We start from the raw sequence: 15374 nt of genomic DNA, 5'->3' as shown, positions 1-15374 counted from the left end.
GTGTAGCTCCTTATGTTGTGTTGCATCGGGGTCGTTCAGCGAAAAGTCCCGGGTGCGCTGAACAACATTGGGGTCTGCCTCGCGGGCCGTGCGTGCAGACATTCACAGGTGAATAATTGCGGTCGCTCGATAACGTACCCCTGAGCGTAGTCCACACCGATTTCCAATAACGCCTGCTCTATCTGAGGGCTTTCGACGAACTCAGCGATCGTCTGTTTGCCCATGACGTGCCCGATATGGTTGATCACTTCCACCATCGCCCGGTTGACCGGATCGTCGAGCATGTCTTTTACGAAGCTGCCATCAATCTTCAAATAATCCACAGGCAAGTGCTTCAAGTATGCGAATGACGACATGCCTGCACAGAAGTCATCCAGTGAAAAACGGCATCCCAGACTTTTGAGTTCGTTAATGAACCGAATAGCACTGCCCAAATTGGCGATCGCACTGGTTTCGGTGATTTCGAAACAGATAAGTTCAGGCGGTATTGCGTAGATTTGGAACTGCTGTCGCAAATATTCAAGAAACGCGTCGTCACCGATGCTGGTGCCGGACAGATTGATTGCACAGGTCGCCATGGGCCCGGTTCGGTGGTTGTCCATCAGGCAATCGGCAATGATCTTGAAGACGTTCTGCACCACCCATCGATCCAGCGTGGTCATCATCCCGTAGCGCTCGGCGGCGGGGATAAAGCTGTCCGGCAGAATCATGCGACCGGACTCGTCGCGCAGCCGTAGCAAGATTTCGACGTGGCCGTTGCTGTGGGCCGCGTCGCGACTCAACGCCGCGATTTCCTGTGAATAAAGGCAGAAGCGATTGTCTTCCAGCGCCATGTGCAGGCGCTGAATCCAGGCCATTTCGCCGAAACGAGTAGACAGTTCCGAATCGTCGTCGTGATAGACCTGAACCCGGTTGCGACCTTTTTCCTTCGCCATGTAGCACGCCATGTCAGCCGCACGCAGCGACGCTTCCAAGGTGGTGGGCACGTCAGACACATGAACCAGGCCGACGCTGACGGTCGTCACGAACGGTCGCCCCTTCCACACAAAATGCAGGCTCTCGACCGTCTGACGCAGGCCTTCAGCGATCTGCTCGGCAGCCTCCGGTGAACAATGCTCGAGCAGAATACCGAACTCGTCGCCGCCCAGCCGCGCCAGCGTGTCTCCCTCCCGAATACCCTGTTGCAGCAAGGCACAGATGTGCCGGAGCAACTCATCGCCCGCCGCGTGGCCGCTGGTGTCGTTGACCAGCTTGAATTGATCGAGGTCGAGGAACATCACCGCGTGGCGACCCGGCTGGTAGGCCAGCCCATTCAGCGCCAGCTCCAATCGGTATTCGAATTCGCGGCGATTGGCCAACCCGGTCAGGGCATCGTGCGTCGCCTGCCACGACAGATTGGCAATGTACTGCCGCTCCTGAGTCATGTCGTGCAGCACCAGCACCGCGCCACTGACCTTGCCTTCGGTACGGATGGGCGAGCCGACCAACGCCACCGACACGGTACTGCCGTCGAGTCGCTGAATCAGTTTTGAGTTTTCACTGCCACCGCCCAGCTTGCCGCTGAGGATGTGCTCGATCAGGGTTGAGCTGTCTTTCTGATCATTCTCGTCAAGCAGATTGAACAACGCCGCTAGGGGTAATCCGACCGCCTGATCGGTCTTCCAGTGGGTCATCTGCTCGGCCGCCGGGTTCATGTAGGTGATGGCGCCATCGACATCGGTGGTGATCACGCCGTCCCCGATAGATTCCAGCGTGATTTGCGCCCGCTCCTTCTCCATCTGCAATGCCGTGGCGAAGGCATGACGCTGTTCCAGCAGTTTGTGGGTGCGCAGCAGCGCCAGGATGATCAACAGCACCGCCGTGGCCAGGTTCACCACCAGCAGGATTCGCAAAATGACCCGCGAGCCCTCGCCCAGCGCGTCGCTGAAGGCCATGGCGGCGGGCGTCACGCCCTCGTTGATCGCGTTGATCCGCTGCCGCCAGGCCAGCACGTCGCTGTTGGTGGCAGTGCCTTCAAGGATGCGGCCGTGCATTTCACGGGCGACTTCATCGAGCTGGACGAGGTAGTTGTCACCGATCTTCCAACGATCGATGGCCTTCTCCAGGTAGCTGAAATGCCGGAAATTGAGGTAGAGCCAGATGATGCCCTGGGCATCGTCAGGATGGTTACCACCCTGCAGAATGCCTGCAGTCGCGCGTGCGATGTCGGGAACGGGTTGATCCATCGCGACCCGCAAGTCATGTCCGCCCTGAGGGATGGCGATGGCCTGCTGGTATTTCAGGTAGTTGATCTCATCGCGACTGTTGGCGTAGAGATTCAAGTAATAGATAGCGTCCTTCTGGCCCTTGGACCAAAGGCTTTCTCCGCCAACATAACTGCGCACAGCCGACATCATGTACAGGCTGACGCAACCCAGCAGCGCTTGTAACAGCACCACCGCGATAAATGGCCAAACGATACCGAGAAGACGAGGCTTCTCCAGGATCCGCTTTTGCTTCATGGTGTCCCTTTCATCAGCACTGCCAGTACTCACTCCCTTCGTTCAGGCGACCTTCCTGACCGGACAAGGGACTCGGCTAATTTCCACGATGCAGCGGGGTAATACTCACATCTTGCGCGCGACTTCAGGTGTTACCACCGCAAAGCAAAGACGTAAATATGACGCTTTTCACACTTTCCTTAAATACACGGGTCAAGCATAGCCCAAGAATTGACGTGTTCCACTGGCGATACGCCATTTGAGACACGTTATGAGAAAAACCGACAAGATGTATCAGAGCTGTTGCAGGTGACCATAGAGACGTGCGTAAAGCCCGCCGTCAGCAATCAGTTGCTGGTGGTCGCCATCCTCGGCGATGCTGCCGCCATCAAACACCAGAACCCGGTCTGCCTGCTTCACGGCCGACAGGCGATGCGCAATGATCAACGTCGTCCGGCCACTGAGAAAGCGATTCAACGCTTGATGCAGGTTGTACTCGGTCGCGGCGTCCAGCGCTGAGGTCGCCTCGTCGAGGATCACCACCTTGGGGTCGGCGAGCACCATCCGGGCAATCGCCAGGCGCTGACGCTGGCCGCCCGACAGACGTACCCCGGATCGCCCGACAACACTGTCCAGCCCCTGCGGAAGGGCCCGAATGGTCGCGTCCAGCTGAGCGATTTCCAGCGCTTGCCAACATGCCTCATCGTTGCGTTCGCGCCCCATCGACAGATTGGCCCTGACGGTGTCATTGAACAGCGCAGGGTGCTGCAGGACGACCGCCACATGTTCCCGAACGGTTTCAAGGCCGATGTCCTGCAAGCTTGCGCCGCCGAAGCGTATGGTCCCGGACTTGGGGCTGTAGAGCCCCAGCAGCAATTGAACCAGGGTGCTCTTGCCGCCACCGCTGGCGCCGACGATCGCGACTTTCTCACCCGGCGTGATCGACAGGTCCAGATGGTCGAGCACCAGCTCCTCGTTATAGCCGAAGCACAGGCCACTCACGTCGATGCTGACGGTCTCACGCCCCACGAACGGATTGAGCTGCCCTCGGTACTGAGGCTCGTCGGCGCGCGCCAGCAGTTCATTGATGCGCGTCAGCGCACCGCCCGCCGCATAGAACGCGTACTGCAGGTTCAGCAGTTGCTCGACGGGACCGATCATGAACCACAGGTAACTGAAGACGGCGAGCATGTGGCCGATGGACAGATCGGAAAACAGCACCGTGAGCATCGCTGCGGCGCGAAAAATATCGATGCCGAACTGGAACAACAAACCACTGGCACGGCCCGACGCATCGCTTTTCCACTGCGAGGCGACGGCAAAATCGCGCACTTCCTTAGCCCGTAAGCCCAGACGGCCGAGGAAATGGCCCTGCCGGTTGCCGGCACGGATTTCCTGAATGGCGTCCAGGGTTTCGGTCAGCGCCTGGGTGAAGCGCGACGTGCTGTCGTTTTCCAGCTTTTTCAGGTGTTTGACGCGCTTGCCCAGCTTGACCGTGGCGTAAATCACCAGCGGGTTGAAGAGCAGGATCAACAACGCCAGTTGCCAGTGCATCCAGACGAGAATCGCCGCGGTGCCCGTCAACGTCAGCATCGCGACGAGGAATTTGCTGAGGGTTTCGCCGACGAACTTGTCCACCGTATCCAGATCGGTGACCAGGTGCGCGGTGACGGTCCCGCTGCCCAGACTTTCGTATTCGCCCAGCGAGATACGCTTGAGTCGTTCGATCAAGCGAACGCGGATGCGATAGACGATGTCTTTGGCCAGCCCGGCGAACAGGCGCGCCTGAATCACGTTGAACAGCAACGCTCCGAGCCGCAGGCACAGAGTGGTGACCAGCATCAAGCCGATATAGCCCACCGGTTTATGGAGGCTGGCGGGCAGGAACTGATTCATGAAAACCAGTGCGGTGTCGCCCTTGCCGAGCAACACCTCGTCCACCAGCAGCGGCAGCAGCAACGGGATCGGCACCGAACACAGCACCGCCAACACGGCGACTCCGTTGGCGATCCACAGCGCTTTTTTGTGCCGAAGGGCGAGACGGCGAATCTGCGGCCAATCAAGGCGATCGGCCTGGACAGCGTCGCCCTTGTGAGTGGCGCTTTCTATCTCGTGGGCATCACGCACTGGCTGCGCGCTCCAGCCAACGGCTGAGCATGGGCGCCAGTGCTTCCAGAGGTTGATAGCCGTTGGTCAGCAGGGCCAATTGGCCGTTGCGCTCGGCCAGCAAGGTGGGGAAGCCGGCGATGCCGAGGTCCTGAACCCACGAGAAATCAGACGCCGTGGCGGCATGCTGTTCCGCGCTGTCGAAGGCATCGGCAAACTCGATACGTGGCAAGCCGGCTTTTTCTGCCAATTCCGCCAGTACCGACGCCTTGGTGACATCACGCCCCTCAAGGTAAAACGCGTGCTGGATTTCCTTGACCAGTTTCCAGGCGATGTCCGGCGCCAGACTGCGCGCAGCGACGATGGCACGGCACGCGGGCTCGGTGTCATAAACAAAGCCATCGGGCAACGCGCCCTCGAACTGAAACGCCTGGCCGGTGGTGTCGTGCACCGCTTGCCAGTGTTCAAGGATGTAGCGGCGGGTGTTCGGCTCGAGTGCCGCCCCGCTGCCGGTGCGCAAACCGCCCACCACCAGATGCAACGGCAGGCCCGCCGCCTTCGCCTGTTCCACCAAGGCCTGCGCGACGGGCGAAAAACCCCAGCACCACGAACACATCGGGTCCATTACATAGAGCAGGCGGGCGTGCATGGGTCAGGCCTCGTTGGTCTGTTTTTCGTGGGTCTGTGCGTCGTCGCCATCCAGCAGGCGGTAATTACGGCCAATCGGGTGCGGCTGATTACGCGCCTTCGCCAGTTCGATCTGCTTTTGCCGGTCGATGGCGCTGCGGCGGGTTTTCTCGCTCAGCGTATCCCAACAATGCGGGCAACTGACACCCGGCGAATAGTGCTCACTGGCCCGATCTTCAGCACTGATCGGCGTGCGGCATGCATGACATTGATCGTAGTCGCCTTCGGTCAGGTCATGACGCACGGTCACGCGGTTGTCGAACACGAAGCAGTCGCCACGCCACTGGCTTTCTTCCTGCGGCACTTCTTCCAGGTATTTCAGGATGCCGCCCTTGAGGTGATACACCTCTTCGAAGCCTTCGCCAAGCATGTAGCTCGAGGCTTTTTCACAGCGGATCCCGCCGGTGCAGAACATCGCGACTTTCTTGTGCTTGGCCGGATCGAAGTTGGCTTTGATGTACTCGGGGAACTCCCGGAACGTAGTGGTTTTCGGGTCGATCGCACCCTCGAACGTCCCGATGGAAACTTCGTAATCGTTGCGGGTGTCGATCAGCAGCACTTCCGGGTCGGCGATCAGGGCGTTCCAGTCCTGCGGCTCGACGTAGGTGCCGACCGCTTTGTTCGGATCCACGCCGTCAACGCCCAGGGTGACGATTTCTTTCTTCAATTTGACCTTGGTGCGGTAGAACGGCTGCTCGTCGCAATACGACTCTTTGTGATCGATGTCGTCCATGCGCGGATCGTTCTTCAACCAGGCCATCAGGCCATCAATGCCTTCGCGGCTGCCGGAAACGGTGCCGTTGATGCCTTCCTGGGCGATCAGCAGCGTGCCTTTGATGCCGTTGTCGACCATCGCCTTGAGCAGCGGCTCGCGCAGTTCGACGTAGTCCGAAAGGGTGACGAATTTGTACAGCGCCGCGACGACGATGGGGGCGGTTTGGGTCATGTTGCGTCTCCAGGTGGTGACCCTCGCAAAGGGCCTACCGGATGAAAAGTTCAGGTAAAAGCGTGCCGACCCGGCAGCGCGGCGCGGATTCTAGCAAAAATCGGAGGGGAGCAGACAGGGAGGTGGATCAGCGGGGGATTGATACAGGTCAACAGAGGCGCGTCAGGCGTGAACCTTACCTGTGGGAGCGAATTCATTCGCGAAAAACAGAGCAGGCGACAGGGTGCATGGACTGGAACACTGTCTCGCGAATGAATTCGCTCCCACAGGGGAAACGCATTCATCCACGAAAACGGGCCGAAACCGGGCTATGTGCCCGCTCAGTCATGCCCACCGGCGCAGGTCGGCGAAGCAGGCGCAGCGCCGAGCTTCGACCATTCTTGCGGGGTGTAGGTGTGCAGCGCCAGCGCATGGAACTCACCCATCAAGCCGCCCAGCAAGCCGTAGACCTTCTGGTGACGCTTGACGGCGTTGAGGCCAGCGAAGTGTTCGCTGACCACCACGGCCTTGTAGTGAGTATCCGAGCCACGACTGTGCATGTGGCTTTCGTTGAGCACCTGAAGGTACTCGGGCTGAAAGACCGCCAACGCGGATTCGATTCGCTGTTGCATGCTCATGTCGTGATTTCGCTTATGGCTTCTTGGCGGGGGCAGCCGGTGCGGTGCCTTTGGCGCCAGCAGGGACCAGTTCTTTGGTCATGGACTCCAGCAGACCGGTTACCACAGGCACGGCAGGCTGCAGTTTTTCCTGAGTCATCTGGAACGATTGCTGGCTGATCTGCGGCATCTTGGCCTGGACTTTCTTGCCCAGCGGCGACTGGTAGAAAGCAACCAGGTCTTTCAGCTCGGATTCGGTGAAGTTATCGGTGTACAGCTTGACCATGTCCGGCTGCAGCTTGTCCCAGCCAATGGCTTTGTCCAACGCAGCGTTGGCCTTGGCCTGATAGCTTTCCAACACCGCTTTCTTGGAATCAGGGGCTTTGGTTTCGGCGAAACGCTGGGCGAACATTTGCTGCGCTTGCATGTAAATCGGCGCACCCAACTGATCGGCATGGGCCAGTTTGAGGAACGCTACAGCACTGGCTTCATGGCTGGCGGTGGCGGCGAGAACCTGGCCGCTGGCGCATGCCAGAGCGACCGCAGCACAGATGGCGCGAAGACGGGTCATCGAGTTTCCTTATCTAGCAGGCGAGGCTGAACCCCAAGGCCGAGCATTCTGCGCCCGTTTTCGCCTTGCGCTCAACCCCCGGAGCTACGAGCGGTTGATTCCCCGCTGCACGGCACCGGCCTGCCCGAAGGTAACCCGAAGGTATAAGACGACCAAGTCCTGCGTTTTGTCGCACACTAGCGGCTCATGTTTTGACCGCGCGGCCTTTAACGGGAACCGAACCCGCCTCACGGGTACTAAACTGCGCTAACGATCTTAAGGAGTGAGTCCAGTGAGCCGTACCGAAACCGACAGCATAGGTCCGATCGAAGTCCCCGAAGACGCTTACTGGGGGGCACAAACTCAACGTTCCCTGATCAACTTCGCCATCGGCCAGGAGCGTATGCCGTTGCCGGTGCTCCACGCGCTGGCGCTGATCAAGAAGGCCGCGGCCCGCGTCAACGACCGCAATGGCGACCTGCCTGCCGATATTGCCCGTCTGATCGAACAGTCTGCCGACGAAGTGCTCGGTGGCAAGCTCGACGACCAGTTCCCGCTCGTGGTCTGGCAGACCGGCAGCGGCACGCAGAGCAACATGAACGTCAACGAGGTCATCGCCGGCCGGGCCAACGAACTGGCCGGCAAGGGTCGCGGCGGCAAGTCGCCGGTCCATCCGAACGACCACGTCAACCGCTCCCAGAGCTCCAACGACTGCTTCCCGACCGCCATGCACATCGCGGCGGCCCAAGCGGTAAAAGAGCAACTGCTGCCTGCCATCGCCGAACTCTCTTCCGGGATCGCCGAGCAGTCGTCGCGCCATATGAAGCTGGTGAAAACCGGCCGCACGCACATGATGGACGCGACGCCCATCACGTTCGGCCAAGAGCTGTCGGCCTACGTTGCGCAGCTCGACTATGCCGAAAAGAGCATTCGCGCAACCCTCCCCGCTGTCTGCGAGCTGGCTCAGGGCGGCACCGCCGTCGGCACCGGTCTCAACTCTCCGCATGGTTTTGCAGAGGCGGTGGCCGCTGAACTGGCGGCCCTGTCCGGTCTGCCGTTCGTCACAGCGCCCAACAAATTCGCCGCGCTGGCAGGTCACGAGCCTTTGACTGCATTGTCCGGCGCGCTGAAAACCCTGGCCGTGACGCTGATGAAAATTGCCAATGACCTGCGCCTGCTGGGTTCGGGCCCGCGCGCCGGTCTGGCAGAAGTCAAATTACCCGCCAACGAACCTGGCAGCTCGATCATGCCGGGCAAGGTCAATCCGACGCAGTGCGAAGCATTGTCCATGCTGGCGTGCCAGGTCATGGGCAACGACACCACGATCACCTTCGCGGCCAGTCAGGGTCACCTGCAGTTGAACGTGTTCAAGCCGGTGATCATTCACAACCTGCTGCAATCGATCCGTTTGCTGGGCGACGGCTGCCGCAACTTCAACGAGCACTGCATCGCCGGCATGGAGCCTGATGCCGCGAAGATGGCTGAACACCTGGAACGCGGCCTGATGCTGGTCACGGCGCTGAACCCACACATCGGCTACGACAAATCCGCGCAAATCGCCAAGAAAGCCTACAGCGAAGGGCTGACCCTGCGCGAAGCCGCGCTGCAACTGGGTTTCCTCACGGACGCCGAGTTCGACGCGTGGGTCCGTCCGGAGAAGATGCTCGAGGCTGGCAGCAATGGCTGAGCCGATCAGCGGCGCCACCCCACTGGAAGGGTATGGCAAACGCATCCTGATGGTCATCGGTACGCCGAAGACCATCAGCCTGGGTCATGCGCTGGGCGAAGCGTATGCCCACGGCGCCCGGAGTCAGGGTCATGTGGTGCGGGTGCTGAAGCTGGAAGAACTGGACTTCGACCCGGTGCTGCGCGGCGGCTACGAATCAAGCCAGACTTTGGAGCATGATCTGTTGCAGGCCCAGCGAGAGATTCACTGGGCCCAGCATCTGGTGTTCGTGTATCCGGTCTGGTGGGGCGGGCTGCCCAGCCTGCTTGGCGGATTCTTCGACCGGGTATTCATGCCCGGTTTCGCCTTCAAGGCCCACGGCCGTCATCATCCGTCGAACGAGCTGCTCAAAGGCCGTACCGCTGAGATGCTGGTGACGCTGGACACGCCTTCACGCTACTTTCGCTGGGTGTTTAAAGCCCCGGCGCATCGGCAGATGACGAAAGCGATTCTGGAGTTCTGCGGGATCAAGACCACCCGGTTGACGGAGTTTTCCCCAGTACGCACATCGACCGAGGAACAGCGCCAGCAGTGGATTCATCAGGCTGAGGCGCTGGGTAAGCGCTGACGTCCCGTTGTGTGAAAGCCAGTAATCTTCACGCCACCGCAATACCTGTAAGACGTCCGAGGTTACGAGGGTATGGGCCGCAATTCGGACGAATGCGGTGCATCAGTCGACACCTTCATACTGACCCACCGCATTCGCCAGCAAGCCGGCTTGTATGGCCTGTATCGCCACTATTTGGGGTGACGCTGAGGGTTTGGTTTGTCCTAACGGCCAAACTGTTCCGCCTTCGGCGGGTTACTTGAAAAGACCCCAAGTAACCAAGGGTCCTATGCTCCTGGTTGGGCCCGACTTCGTCGGGTTCCTTCTCTCCGGCGACGCTCCGTGGGCCCGCGCTGAACGGACATCCATGTCCTAGCAGCGCTCTCGCGGCATCCATGCCGCTCGGCCCACTCCGCGCCACCTGCGTTCAGCCTGCACCCAAGTCGCGTTTTGTGGTGTCTGGGCTGCTGCGGTTTGAAGATCAAAAGCCACAGCGCGCTTTGCGCTGTTGATTGTTCCCACGCTCCGCGTGGTAACCCATTCAATGACGCTCCGCGTCATCCGGAATGTGGAGCGTCCCGTCAGGCGTTGCGACCGGTAAGAAAGGACTGGCACCACTGGTTTGAGAACCATAGAATTTCCCACAGACGGTGTAAAAGCCGCAGATCCCCATCACACCGCAATACCTGTAGGAGACGTCCGAGGTTACGAGGGTATGGGCCGCAATTCGGACGAATGCGGTGCATCAGTCGACACCTTCATACTGACCCACCGCATTCGCCAGCAAGCCGGCCACAGGTTTGAATGCGTCCTGCCTCGCAGATGGTGTGAAGCCGAAAATCTTCATCACGCCGCAAAACCTGTAGGAGACGTCCGAGGTTACGAGGGCAGCGAAAGCGGTGTATCAGCCGACACCTTCATACTGACCCACCACATTCGTCCGACCGCAATCCGCGGCAAGCCCGCGGCTACAGTATCAGCGCGTATTTCATTGAACCGCGCTCATCGCACTGCATCCAACGCCTGCAGTTCGGAGTAAAGTGTCATTCGGCCAGCCGATTTTTCCGTATCACGCTGTGGAAAAATCATTGGACAGCCGGACACAGGTTTAGCCGTCCTGAATCGTTTTCCAACCATCCTCCCCAGCGCGGAGAAGGCTATGTTAAGCAAGCGTGAGCAAGATCCCGAGACCGCCGTGCACTTTCGCAGCGACCGCGTCTCCCGCGTCAACGGCCTCTATTTTTTCAGCACCCGGGAAAACACCCTCGAAGGCCCTTTTTTCAGCAAAGAGGACGCCGCGCGGGAAACCGAAGCCTATATTCGACGTATGCAGGGCGCCCGACCCTCACAGGCTGAACACCCCTCCTCCTCCCTCAATGGCTGACCATCAGGCATGATTGCGGCGAAACGTTTCCTCCCCCATCGCCGCAATCTGCCCTTCGATCAACGCATCGAACGGCCTTAACAGCGCCTCGAACGACCGATCCGGCTCCAGCGTGTGCAGCGCATGGGTAATCGCTTCCAGCGTGGACAACGCCTCAGCGCCGGGGACCTTGCGCAACCGGTAACGCGAGGGCGGTGGATTGTCCAGCGTAACGCGAGGCAATGCGGCCAGCCGTGGATTGAGGTGCAGCAGCTTGCGCGCCTTGCGCCAGGTGCCATCAGGAATCACCAGCAACAAAGGCTTGACCTCACCGGCCTGAGCACTGAGCGCCTCGGCGCCCTCCCCCGGAAATAACAACCGGGCCTGGTAACCCGGCACGTCGAGCAACGTCGCCAGATCGTCGAACACCTCGCCCACCACCAACTCGGCATTGTTCAACCCCAGCACCGCAAGGCGCGCGGTGTTCAAGGCGTGATTGACCTCGCTGGGATGCTGCAGGATCAGCACGCGGGTGCGACTGTCGAGGGCAGGGATCAGCGCGCACAAGCAATGATTATCGGGACGCAGGCAACGCTGGCAGCGAGCACGGGACATGGACAGGGCCTCCTAAAGCGGATTGAGCTGCGCTTTGAGCAGGTCGCGGAAGGTCTGAATCAGCGGCTCGCGACTCCGTCCCCGACGCAGGATCATCGAGAACGGTGCCTGATAGCCGAACGTCGCGGGCAACAGCACTCGCAGATGTCCGGAGTCGACCCAGGATTGTGCGTAATGCTCCGGCAGATAGCCGATGTACGCACCGGAAAGCACCAGAATCAGTTGCGCCTCCATACTCTCCACCGTGGCAGCACTGTGCTTGAAGCCGTGCCGGGCCAGTTCCGCCTGACTCCAGTAACCGCGCCCAACCATGCGCTGCTGGGTGATCACCGGCTCCGGGATGCGTCTTTCGGCAAACAGCGGGTGACGGCTGCTGCAATACAGCCAGTGCTGTTCGCGGTACAGCGGCTGGTAGAGCAGACCGTTCATGCGCGTGGAAAAAGAACCGATGGCCAGGTCCAGGCGGTTGTCCAGCACACCGAGCTGCAATTCATACGGGCTCATCACCGACAGGTGCAAGTGCACGGCCGGGTGCTCTTCGCTGTACGCGCCGATCACCTCGGCAAACGGCAGCGCCCGGTCACTGACCGTCGAGTCCAGCACCCCAAGATTCAACGTCCCGCGCAACTCGCCCTTGAGCGCTGCCGCATAGAGCTCGAAGCCTTCAAGTTCACCCAGCAGACGCAAGGTCTCCTGGTGGAACAATTCGCCCTTGCTGGTCAGGCTGAAACCGCCCCGACCACGATGGCACAAGACGATGCCCAGCGCCGACTCCAGCTGACTCATGTAGGTGCTGATCGCCGATGTCGACAGATTGAGTTCCTGTTGCGCACTGGCAAAACCCTGGTGGCGAACCACACAGACGAAGATACGCAGCAGTTTCAGATCGGGTAATGCGCTGGCCATGATGTTTCCGGGACATGTTGTCGCTGTAGCAATCCGCGCAGCTTACCCGATACTTCAGAAATCTCTGAACTAAGTATTTTGCCTCAGCGATTGTTCGCAGCCCGCGCGGTTCGCAGAATCGGCACAGCTTCTGCAACGCACACCCTGCGTCTAACAATTATTAATCACCCACCGATGAGGCAATCCCGTGGACAAGATTTTTCACCAACCACTGGGCGGCAACGAAATGCCGCGCTTCGCCGGCATCGCCACCATGATGCGTCTGCCGCACTTGCAATCGGCCGAGGGTCTTGATGCCGCCTTTATTGGCGTGCCATTGGACATCGGCACCTCGCTGCGGGCAGGCACCCGTTTCGGACCTCGCGAAATCCGCGCCGAATCGGTGATGATCCGTCCGTACAACATGGCCACGGGCGCTGCACCTTTCGATTCCCTCTCCGTTGCCGACATTGGCGACGTGGCGATCAACACCTTCAATCTGCTGGACGCCGTTCGCATCATCGAAGAAGCGTACGACGGCTTTCTCGAACACGGCATCATCCCGCTGACGCTGGGTGGCGACCACACCATCACCCTGCCGATCCTGCGTGCCATTCACAAGAAACACGGCAAGGTCGGCCTGGTGCACATCGACGCCCACGCGGACGTCAACGACCACATGTTCGGCGAGAAGATTGCCCACGGCACCACGTTCCGCCGCGCGGTGGAAGAAGGCCTGCTCGATTGCGACCGTGTGGTGCAGATCGGCCTGCGCGCCCAGGGTTACACCGCTGAAGACTTCAACTGGAGCCGCAAACAGGGCTTCCGTGTGGTGCAGGCTGAAGAGTGCTGGCACAAATCGCTGGCACCGTTGATGGCCGAAGTGCGCGAGAAAGTCGGTGGCGGCCCGGTGTACCTGAGCTTCGACATCGACGGCATCGACCCGGCGTGGGCGCCAGGCACCGGCACGCCGGAAATTGGCGGGCTGACCACCATTCAGGCCATCGAAATCATCCGCGGCTGCCAGGGCCTCGACCTGATCGGTTGCGATCTGGTAGAAGTCTCGCCGCCGTACGACACCACCGGCAACACCTCGCTGCTGGGTGCCAACCTGCTTTACGAGATGCTCTGCGTGCTGCCGGGTGTCACACACCGCTGATAATCACGCCGGACCCGTAGGAGCGCGCTTGCCCGCGAATGCAGTGTGTCAGTGCCAGAATTTCACAGGCAAATGGCAATCGCGGGCAAGCGCGCTCCTACAAAAGCACATCGCTGCACAACACGATAACCCCCCTTCATCGCTGACTGCCCGCGCCGTCTCAGCCGGATGAAGTGCGATTCACTATAAAAACAATGATCGGAGACACCTCATGGCTTTAGATATTTTTGTCGTGCTGATTTACGCAGCCGGCATGCTGGTGTTGGGTTGGTATGGCATGCGCAAAGCCAAGACCCATGAAGATTACCTGGTGGCCGGTCGTAACCTCGGCCCCAGCCTCTATATGGGCACCATGGCCGCCACGGTTTTGGGCGGCGCCTCCACCGTTGGCACCGTTCGCCTGGGTTACGTGCATGGCATTTCCGGTTTCTGGCTCTGCGCCGCACTGGGCCTGGGGATCATCGCGCTGAACCTGTTCCTCGCCAAACCGCTGCTCAAGCTGCGAATCTTCACCGTCACCCAGATCCTCGAGAAGCGTTACAACCCGATGGCCCGCCAGGCCAGCGCCGTGATCATGCTCGCGTATGCACTGATGATCGGCGTGACCTCCATTCTCGCCATTGGCACCGTCATGCAGGTGCTGTTCGATCTCCCGTTCTGGCTGTCGGTCGTATTGGGCGGCGGCGTGGTGGTCGTGTACTCGACCATCGGCGGCATGTGGTCACTGACCCTGACCGACATTGTCCAGTTCGTGATCAAGACCGTCGGGTTGATGTTCATCCTTTTGCCGATCTGCCTGTACCGCGTGGGCGGTTGGGACGAACTGGTCGCCAGGCTGCCAGCGTCGAGCTTCAGCTGGACCACCATCGGCTGGGACACCATCATCACCTACTTCCTGATCTACTTCTTCGGCATCCTGATCGGTCAGGACATCTGGCAGCGCGTGTTCACTGCCCGTACCGAAAAAGTCGCCAAATACGCAGGTTCCGTCGCCGGTGTTTACTGCATCGTCTACGGCCTGGTCTGCGCACTGATCGGCATGGCAGCACACGTCCTGCTGCCTGACCTGACAAACGTCAACACGGCTTTCGCTGCGATCGTCAAAGCAACGCTGCCCGACGGCATCCGCGGGCTGGTCATCGCTGCCGCGCTCGCCGCCATGATGTCCACCGCCAGCGCGGGCCTGCTCGCGGCGTCCACGACGCTGACCGAAGACCTGCTGCCGAAGCTACGCGGCGGCAAACAATCGAGCCTGGGCATCAACCGTCTGTTCACGGCCCTGACCGGCTTGGTCGTGCTCGCGATCGCGCTGGTGGTCAATGACGTCATCAGCGCACTGACGCTGGCGTACAACCTGCTGGTCGGCGGCATGCTCATTCCGTTGATCGGCGCGATCTACTGGAAACGCGCCACCACATCGGGCGCCATCACCAGCATGACCTTGGGCTTTATCACCGCACTGGTGTTCATGTTCAAGGATGGCCTGGACGCCAACACGCCGATCTACTACAGCCTGGCGGTGGGTCTGGTGAGTTTTGTACTGGTCAGCCTGGTGTCGCCGCGTCCTGTCGTGCTGACCCGCACAGCGTGATCGCGCACTCGCCGCAGGCGTAACGCGGTTGAAACAAATCAGGGTGCCTTCGGGCACCCTTTTTTATGCGCCGTTACAAAAAATCGCCATGAACGGATCAATCTCCCCCCTGAAAGTTGAACT

At 60.1% G+C, this 15374-nt stretch carries 13 protein-coding genes; 5 read left to right on the top strand and 8 right to left on the bottom strand.

Annotated elements, in window-relative coordinates:
- Positions 1 to 35: 35 nt before the first annotated feature.
- From AB4N84_RS18270 to AB4N84_RS18245, 6 genes are all read right to left on the bottom strand, one after another.
- A complete protein-coding gene (locus tag AB4N84_RS18270) occupies positions 36 to 2501 on the bottom strand; it encodes an EAL domain-containing protein (RefSeq protein ID WP_460042522.1) in 2466 nt (821 codons plus the stop codon).
- A 273-nt stretch (positions 2502 to 2774) separates the two neighbouring features.
- Positions 2775 to 4589 carry an ABC transporter ATP-binding protein gene (locus AB4N84_RS18265; protein WP_460047057.1) on the bottom strand — a complete coding sequence of 605 codons (1815 nt, stop codon included), beginning with the start codon at positions 4587 to 4589 and terminating at the stop codon, positions 2775 to 2777.
- A 10-nt stretch (positions 4590 to 4599) separates the two neighbouring features.
- Entirely contained in the window at positions 4600 to 5202 is a 603-nt protein-coding gene (locus tag AB4N84_RS18260; protein WP_167362064.1) for a DsbA family protein, read from the bottom strand.
- A 36-nt stretch (positions 5203 to 5238) separates the two neighbouring features.
- Positions 5239 to 6219 (bottom strand): oxygen-dependent tRNA uridine(34) hydroxylase TrhO, encoded by a 981-nt coding sequence (gene trhO, locus AB4N84_RS18255; protein ID WP_074752942.1) that lies wholly within the window; start codon positions 6217 to 6219, stop codon positions 5239 to 5241.
- Positions 6220 to 6539: 320 nt separating this feature from the next.
- Entirely contained in the window at positions 6540 to 6836 is a 297-nt protein-coding gene (locus AB4N84_RS18250; protein ID WP_074752943.1) for a BolA family protein, read from the bottom strand.
- Between the two features lie 13 nt (positions 6837 to 6849).
- Complete coding sequence (locus AB4N84_RS18245; RefSeq protein ID WP_346832113.1) at positions 6850 to 7386, bottom strand: DUF2059 domain-containing protein; 537 nt, start codon at positions 7384 to 7386, stop codon at positions 6850 to 6852.
- A gap of 271 nt (positions 7387 to 7657) precedes the next feature.
- On the opposite strand from AB4N84_RS18245, the gene AB4N84_RS18240 reads away from it, so the two are divergent.
- The 3 genes from AB4N84_RS18240 (at position 7658) to AB4N84_RS18230 (ending at position 11022) form a co-directional block, all read left to right on the top strand.
- Positions 7658 to 9052 carry a class II fumarate hydratase gene (locus AB4N84_RS18240; protein ID WP_460042521.1) on the top strand — a complete coding sequence of 465 codons (1395 nt, stop codon included), beginning with the start codon at positions 7658 to 7660 and terminating at the stop codon, positions 9050 to 9052.
- Complete coding sequence (locus AB4N84_RS18235; RefSeq protein WP_460042519.1) at positions 9045 to 9659, top strand: NAD(P)H-dependent oxidoreductase; 615 nt, start codon at positions 9045 to 9047, stop codon at positions 9657 to 9659. Before AB4N84_RS18240 ends, AB4N84_RS18235 begins: the two co-directional genes overlap by 8 nt.
- A 1138-nt stretch (positions 9660 to 10797) precedes the next feature.
- Positions 10798 to 11022, top strand: a complete 225-nt coding sequence (locus tag AB4N84_RS18230) for a DUF6316 family protein (RefSeq protein WP_074752947.1) — start codon at positions 10798 to 10800, stop codon at positions 11020 to 11022.
- Positions 11023 to 11025: 3 nt separating this feature from the next.
- Here AB4N84_RS18230 and AB4N84_RS18225 read toward each other — a convergent pair whose 3' ends face one another.
- Together AB4N84_RS18225 and AB4N84_RS18220 are read right to left on the bottom strand one after the other, a co-directional pair.
- On the bottom strand, positions 11026 to 11616 hold the full coding sequence (locus AB4N84_RS18225; RefSeq protein WP_460042517.1) for a tRNA-uridine aminocarboxypropyltransferase: 591 nt from the start codon (positions 11614 to 11616) through the stop codon (positions 11026 to 11028).
- Positions 11617 to 11628: 12 nt separating this feature from the next.
- Positions 11629 to 12522 carry a LysR family transcriptional regulator gene (locus AB4N84_RS18220; RefSeq protein ID WP_074752949.1) on the bottom strand — a complete coding sequence of 298 codons (894 nt, stop codon included), beginning with the start codon at positions 12520 to 12522 and terminating at the stop codon, positions 11629 to 11631.
- 187 nt (positions 12523 to 12709) lie between these two features.
- On the opposite strand from AB4N84_RS18220, the gene speB reads away from it, so the two are divergent.
- Both speB and AB4N84_RS18210 read left to right on the top strand, forming a co-directional pair.
- Positions 12710 to 13660, top strand: a complete 951-nt coding sequence (gene speB / locus AB4N84_RS18215) for an agmatinase (RefSeq protein ID WP_074752950.1) — start codon at positions 12710 to 12712, stop codon at positions 13658 to 13660.
- A gap of 211 nt (positions 13661 to 13871) precedes the next feature.
- A complete protein-coding gene (locus AB4N84_RS18210; RefSeq protein WP_460042515.1) occupies positions 13872 to 15251 on the top strand; it encodes a sodium:solute symporter family protein in 1380 nt (459 codons plus the stop codon).
- Positions 15252 to 15374: the final 123 nt, after the last annotated feature.

It is taken from the genome of Pseudomonas sp. S2_H01, from assembly GCF_054668305.1.
Note: the sequence above shows the minus strand (reverse complement) of the source record. Positions and strands in the feature narration are given on the sequence as shown.

Excerpts from the sequence above, each read along its gene's own strand:
- AB4N84_RS18210 (WP_460042515.1), top strand. The coding sequence starts at position 13,872 with ATGGCTTTAGATATTTTTGTCGTGCTGATTTACGCAGCCGGCATGCTG.
- AB4N84_RS18250 (WP_074752943.1), bottom strand. The coding sequence starts at position 6,836 with ATGAGCATGCAACAGCGAATCGAATCCGCGTTGGCGGTCTTTCAGCCC.
- AB4N84_RS18260 (WP_167362064.1), bottom strand. The coding sequence starts at position 5,202 with ATGTGTTCGTGGTGCTGGGGTTTTTCGCCCGTCGCGCAGGCCTTGGTG.
- AB4N84_RS18220 (WP_074752949.1), bottom strand. The coding sequence starts at position 12,522 with ATGGCCAGCGCATTACCCGATCTGAAACTGCTGCGTATCTTCGTCTGT.
- AB4N84_RS18235 (WP_460042519.1), top strand. The coding sequence starts at position 9,045 with ATGGCTGAGCCGATCAGCGGCGCCACCCCACTGGAAGGGTATGGCAAA.
- AB4N84_RS18230 (WP_074752947.1), top strand. The coding sequence starts at position 10,798 with ATGTTAAGCAAGCGTGAGCAAGATCCCGAGACCGCCGTGCACTTTCGC.
- AB4N84_RS18245 (WP_346832113.1), bottom strand. The coding sequence starts at position 7,386 with ATGACCCGTCTTCGCGCCATCTGTGCTGCGGTCGCTCTGGCATGCGCC.
- AB4N84_RS18225 (WP_460042517.1), bottom strand. The coding sequence starts at position 11,616 with ATGTCCCGTGCTCGCTGCCAGCGTTGCCTGCGTCCCGATAATCATTGC.
- AB4N84_RS18270 (WP_460042522.1), bottom strand. The coding sequence starts at position 2,501 with ATGAAGCAAAAGCGGATCCTGGAGAAGCCTCGTCTTCTCGGTATCGTT.
- trhO (WP_074752942.1), bottom strand. The coding sequence starts at position 6,219 with ATGACCCAAACCGCCCCCATCGTCGTCGCGGCGCTGTACAAATTCGTC.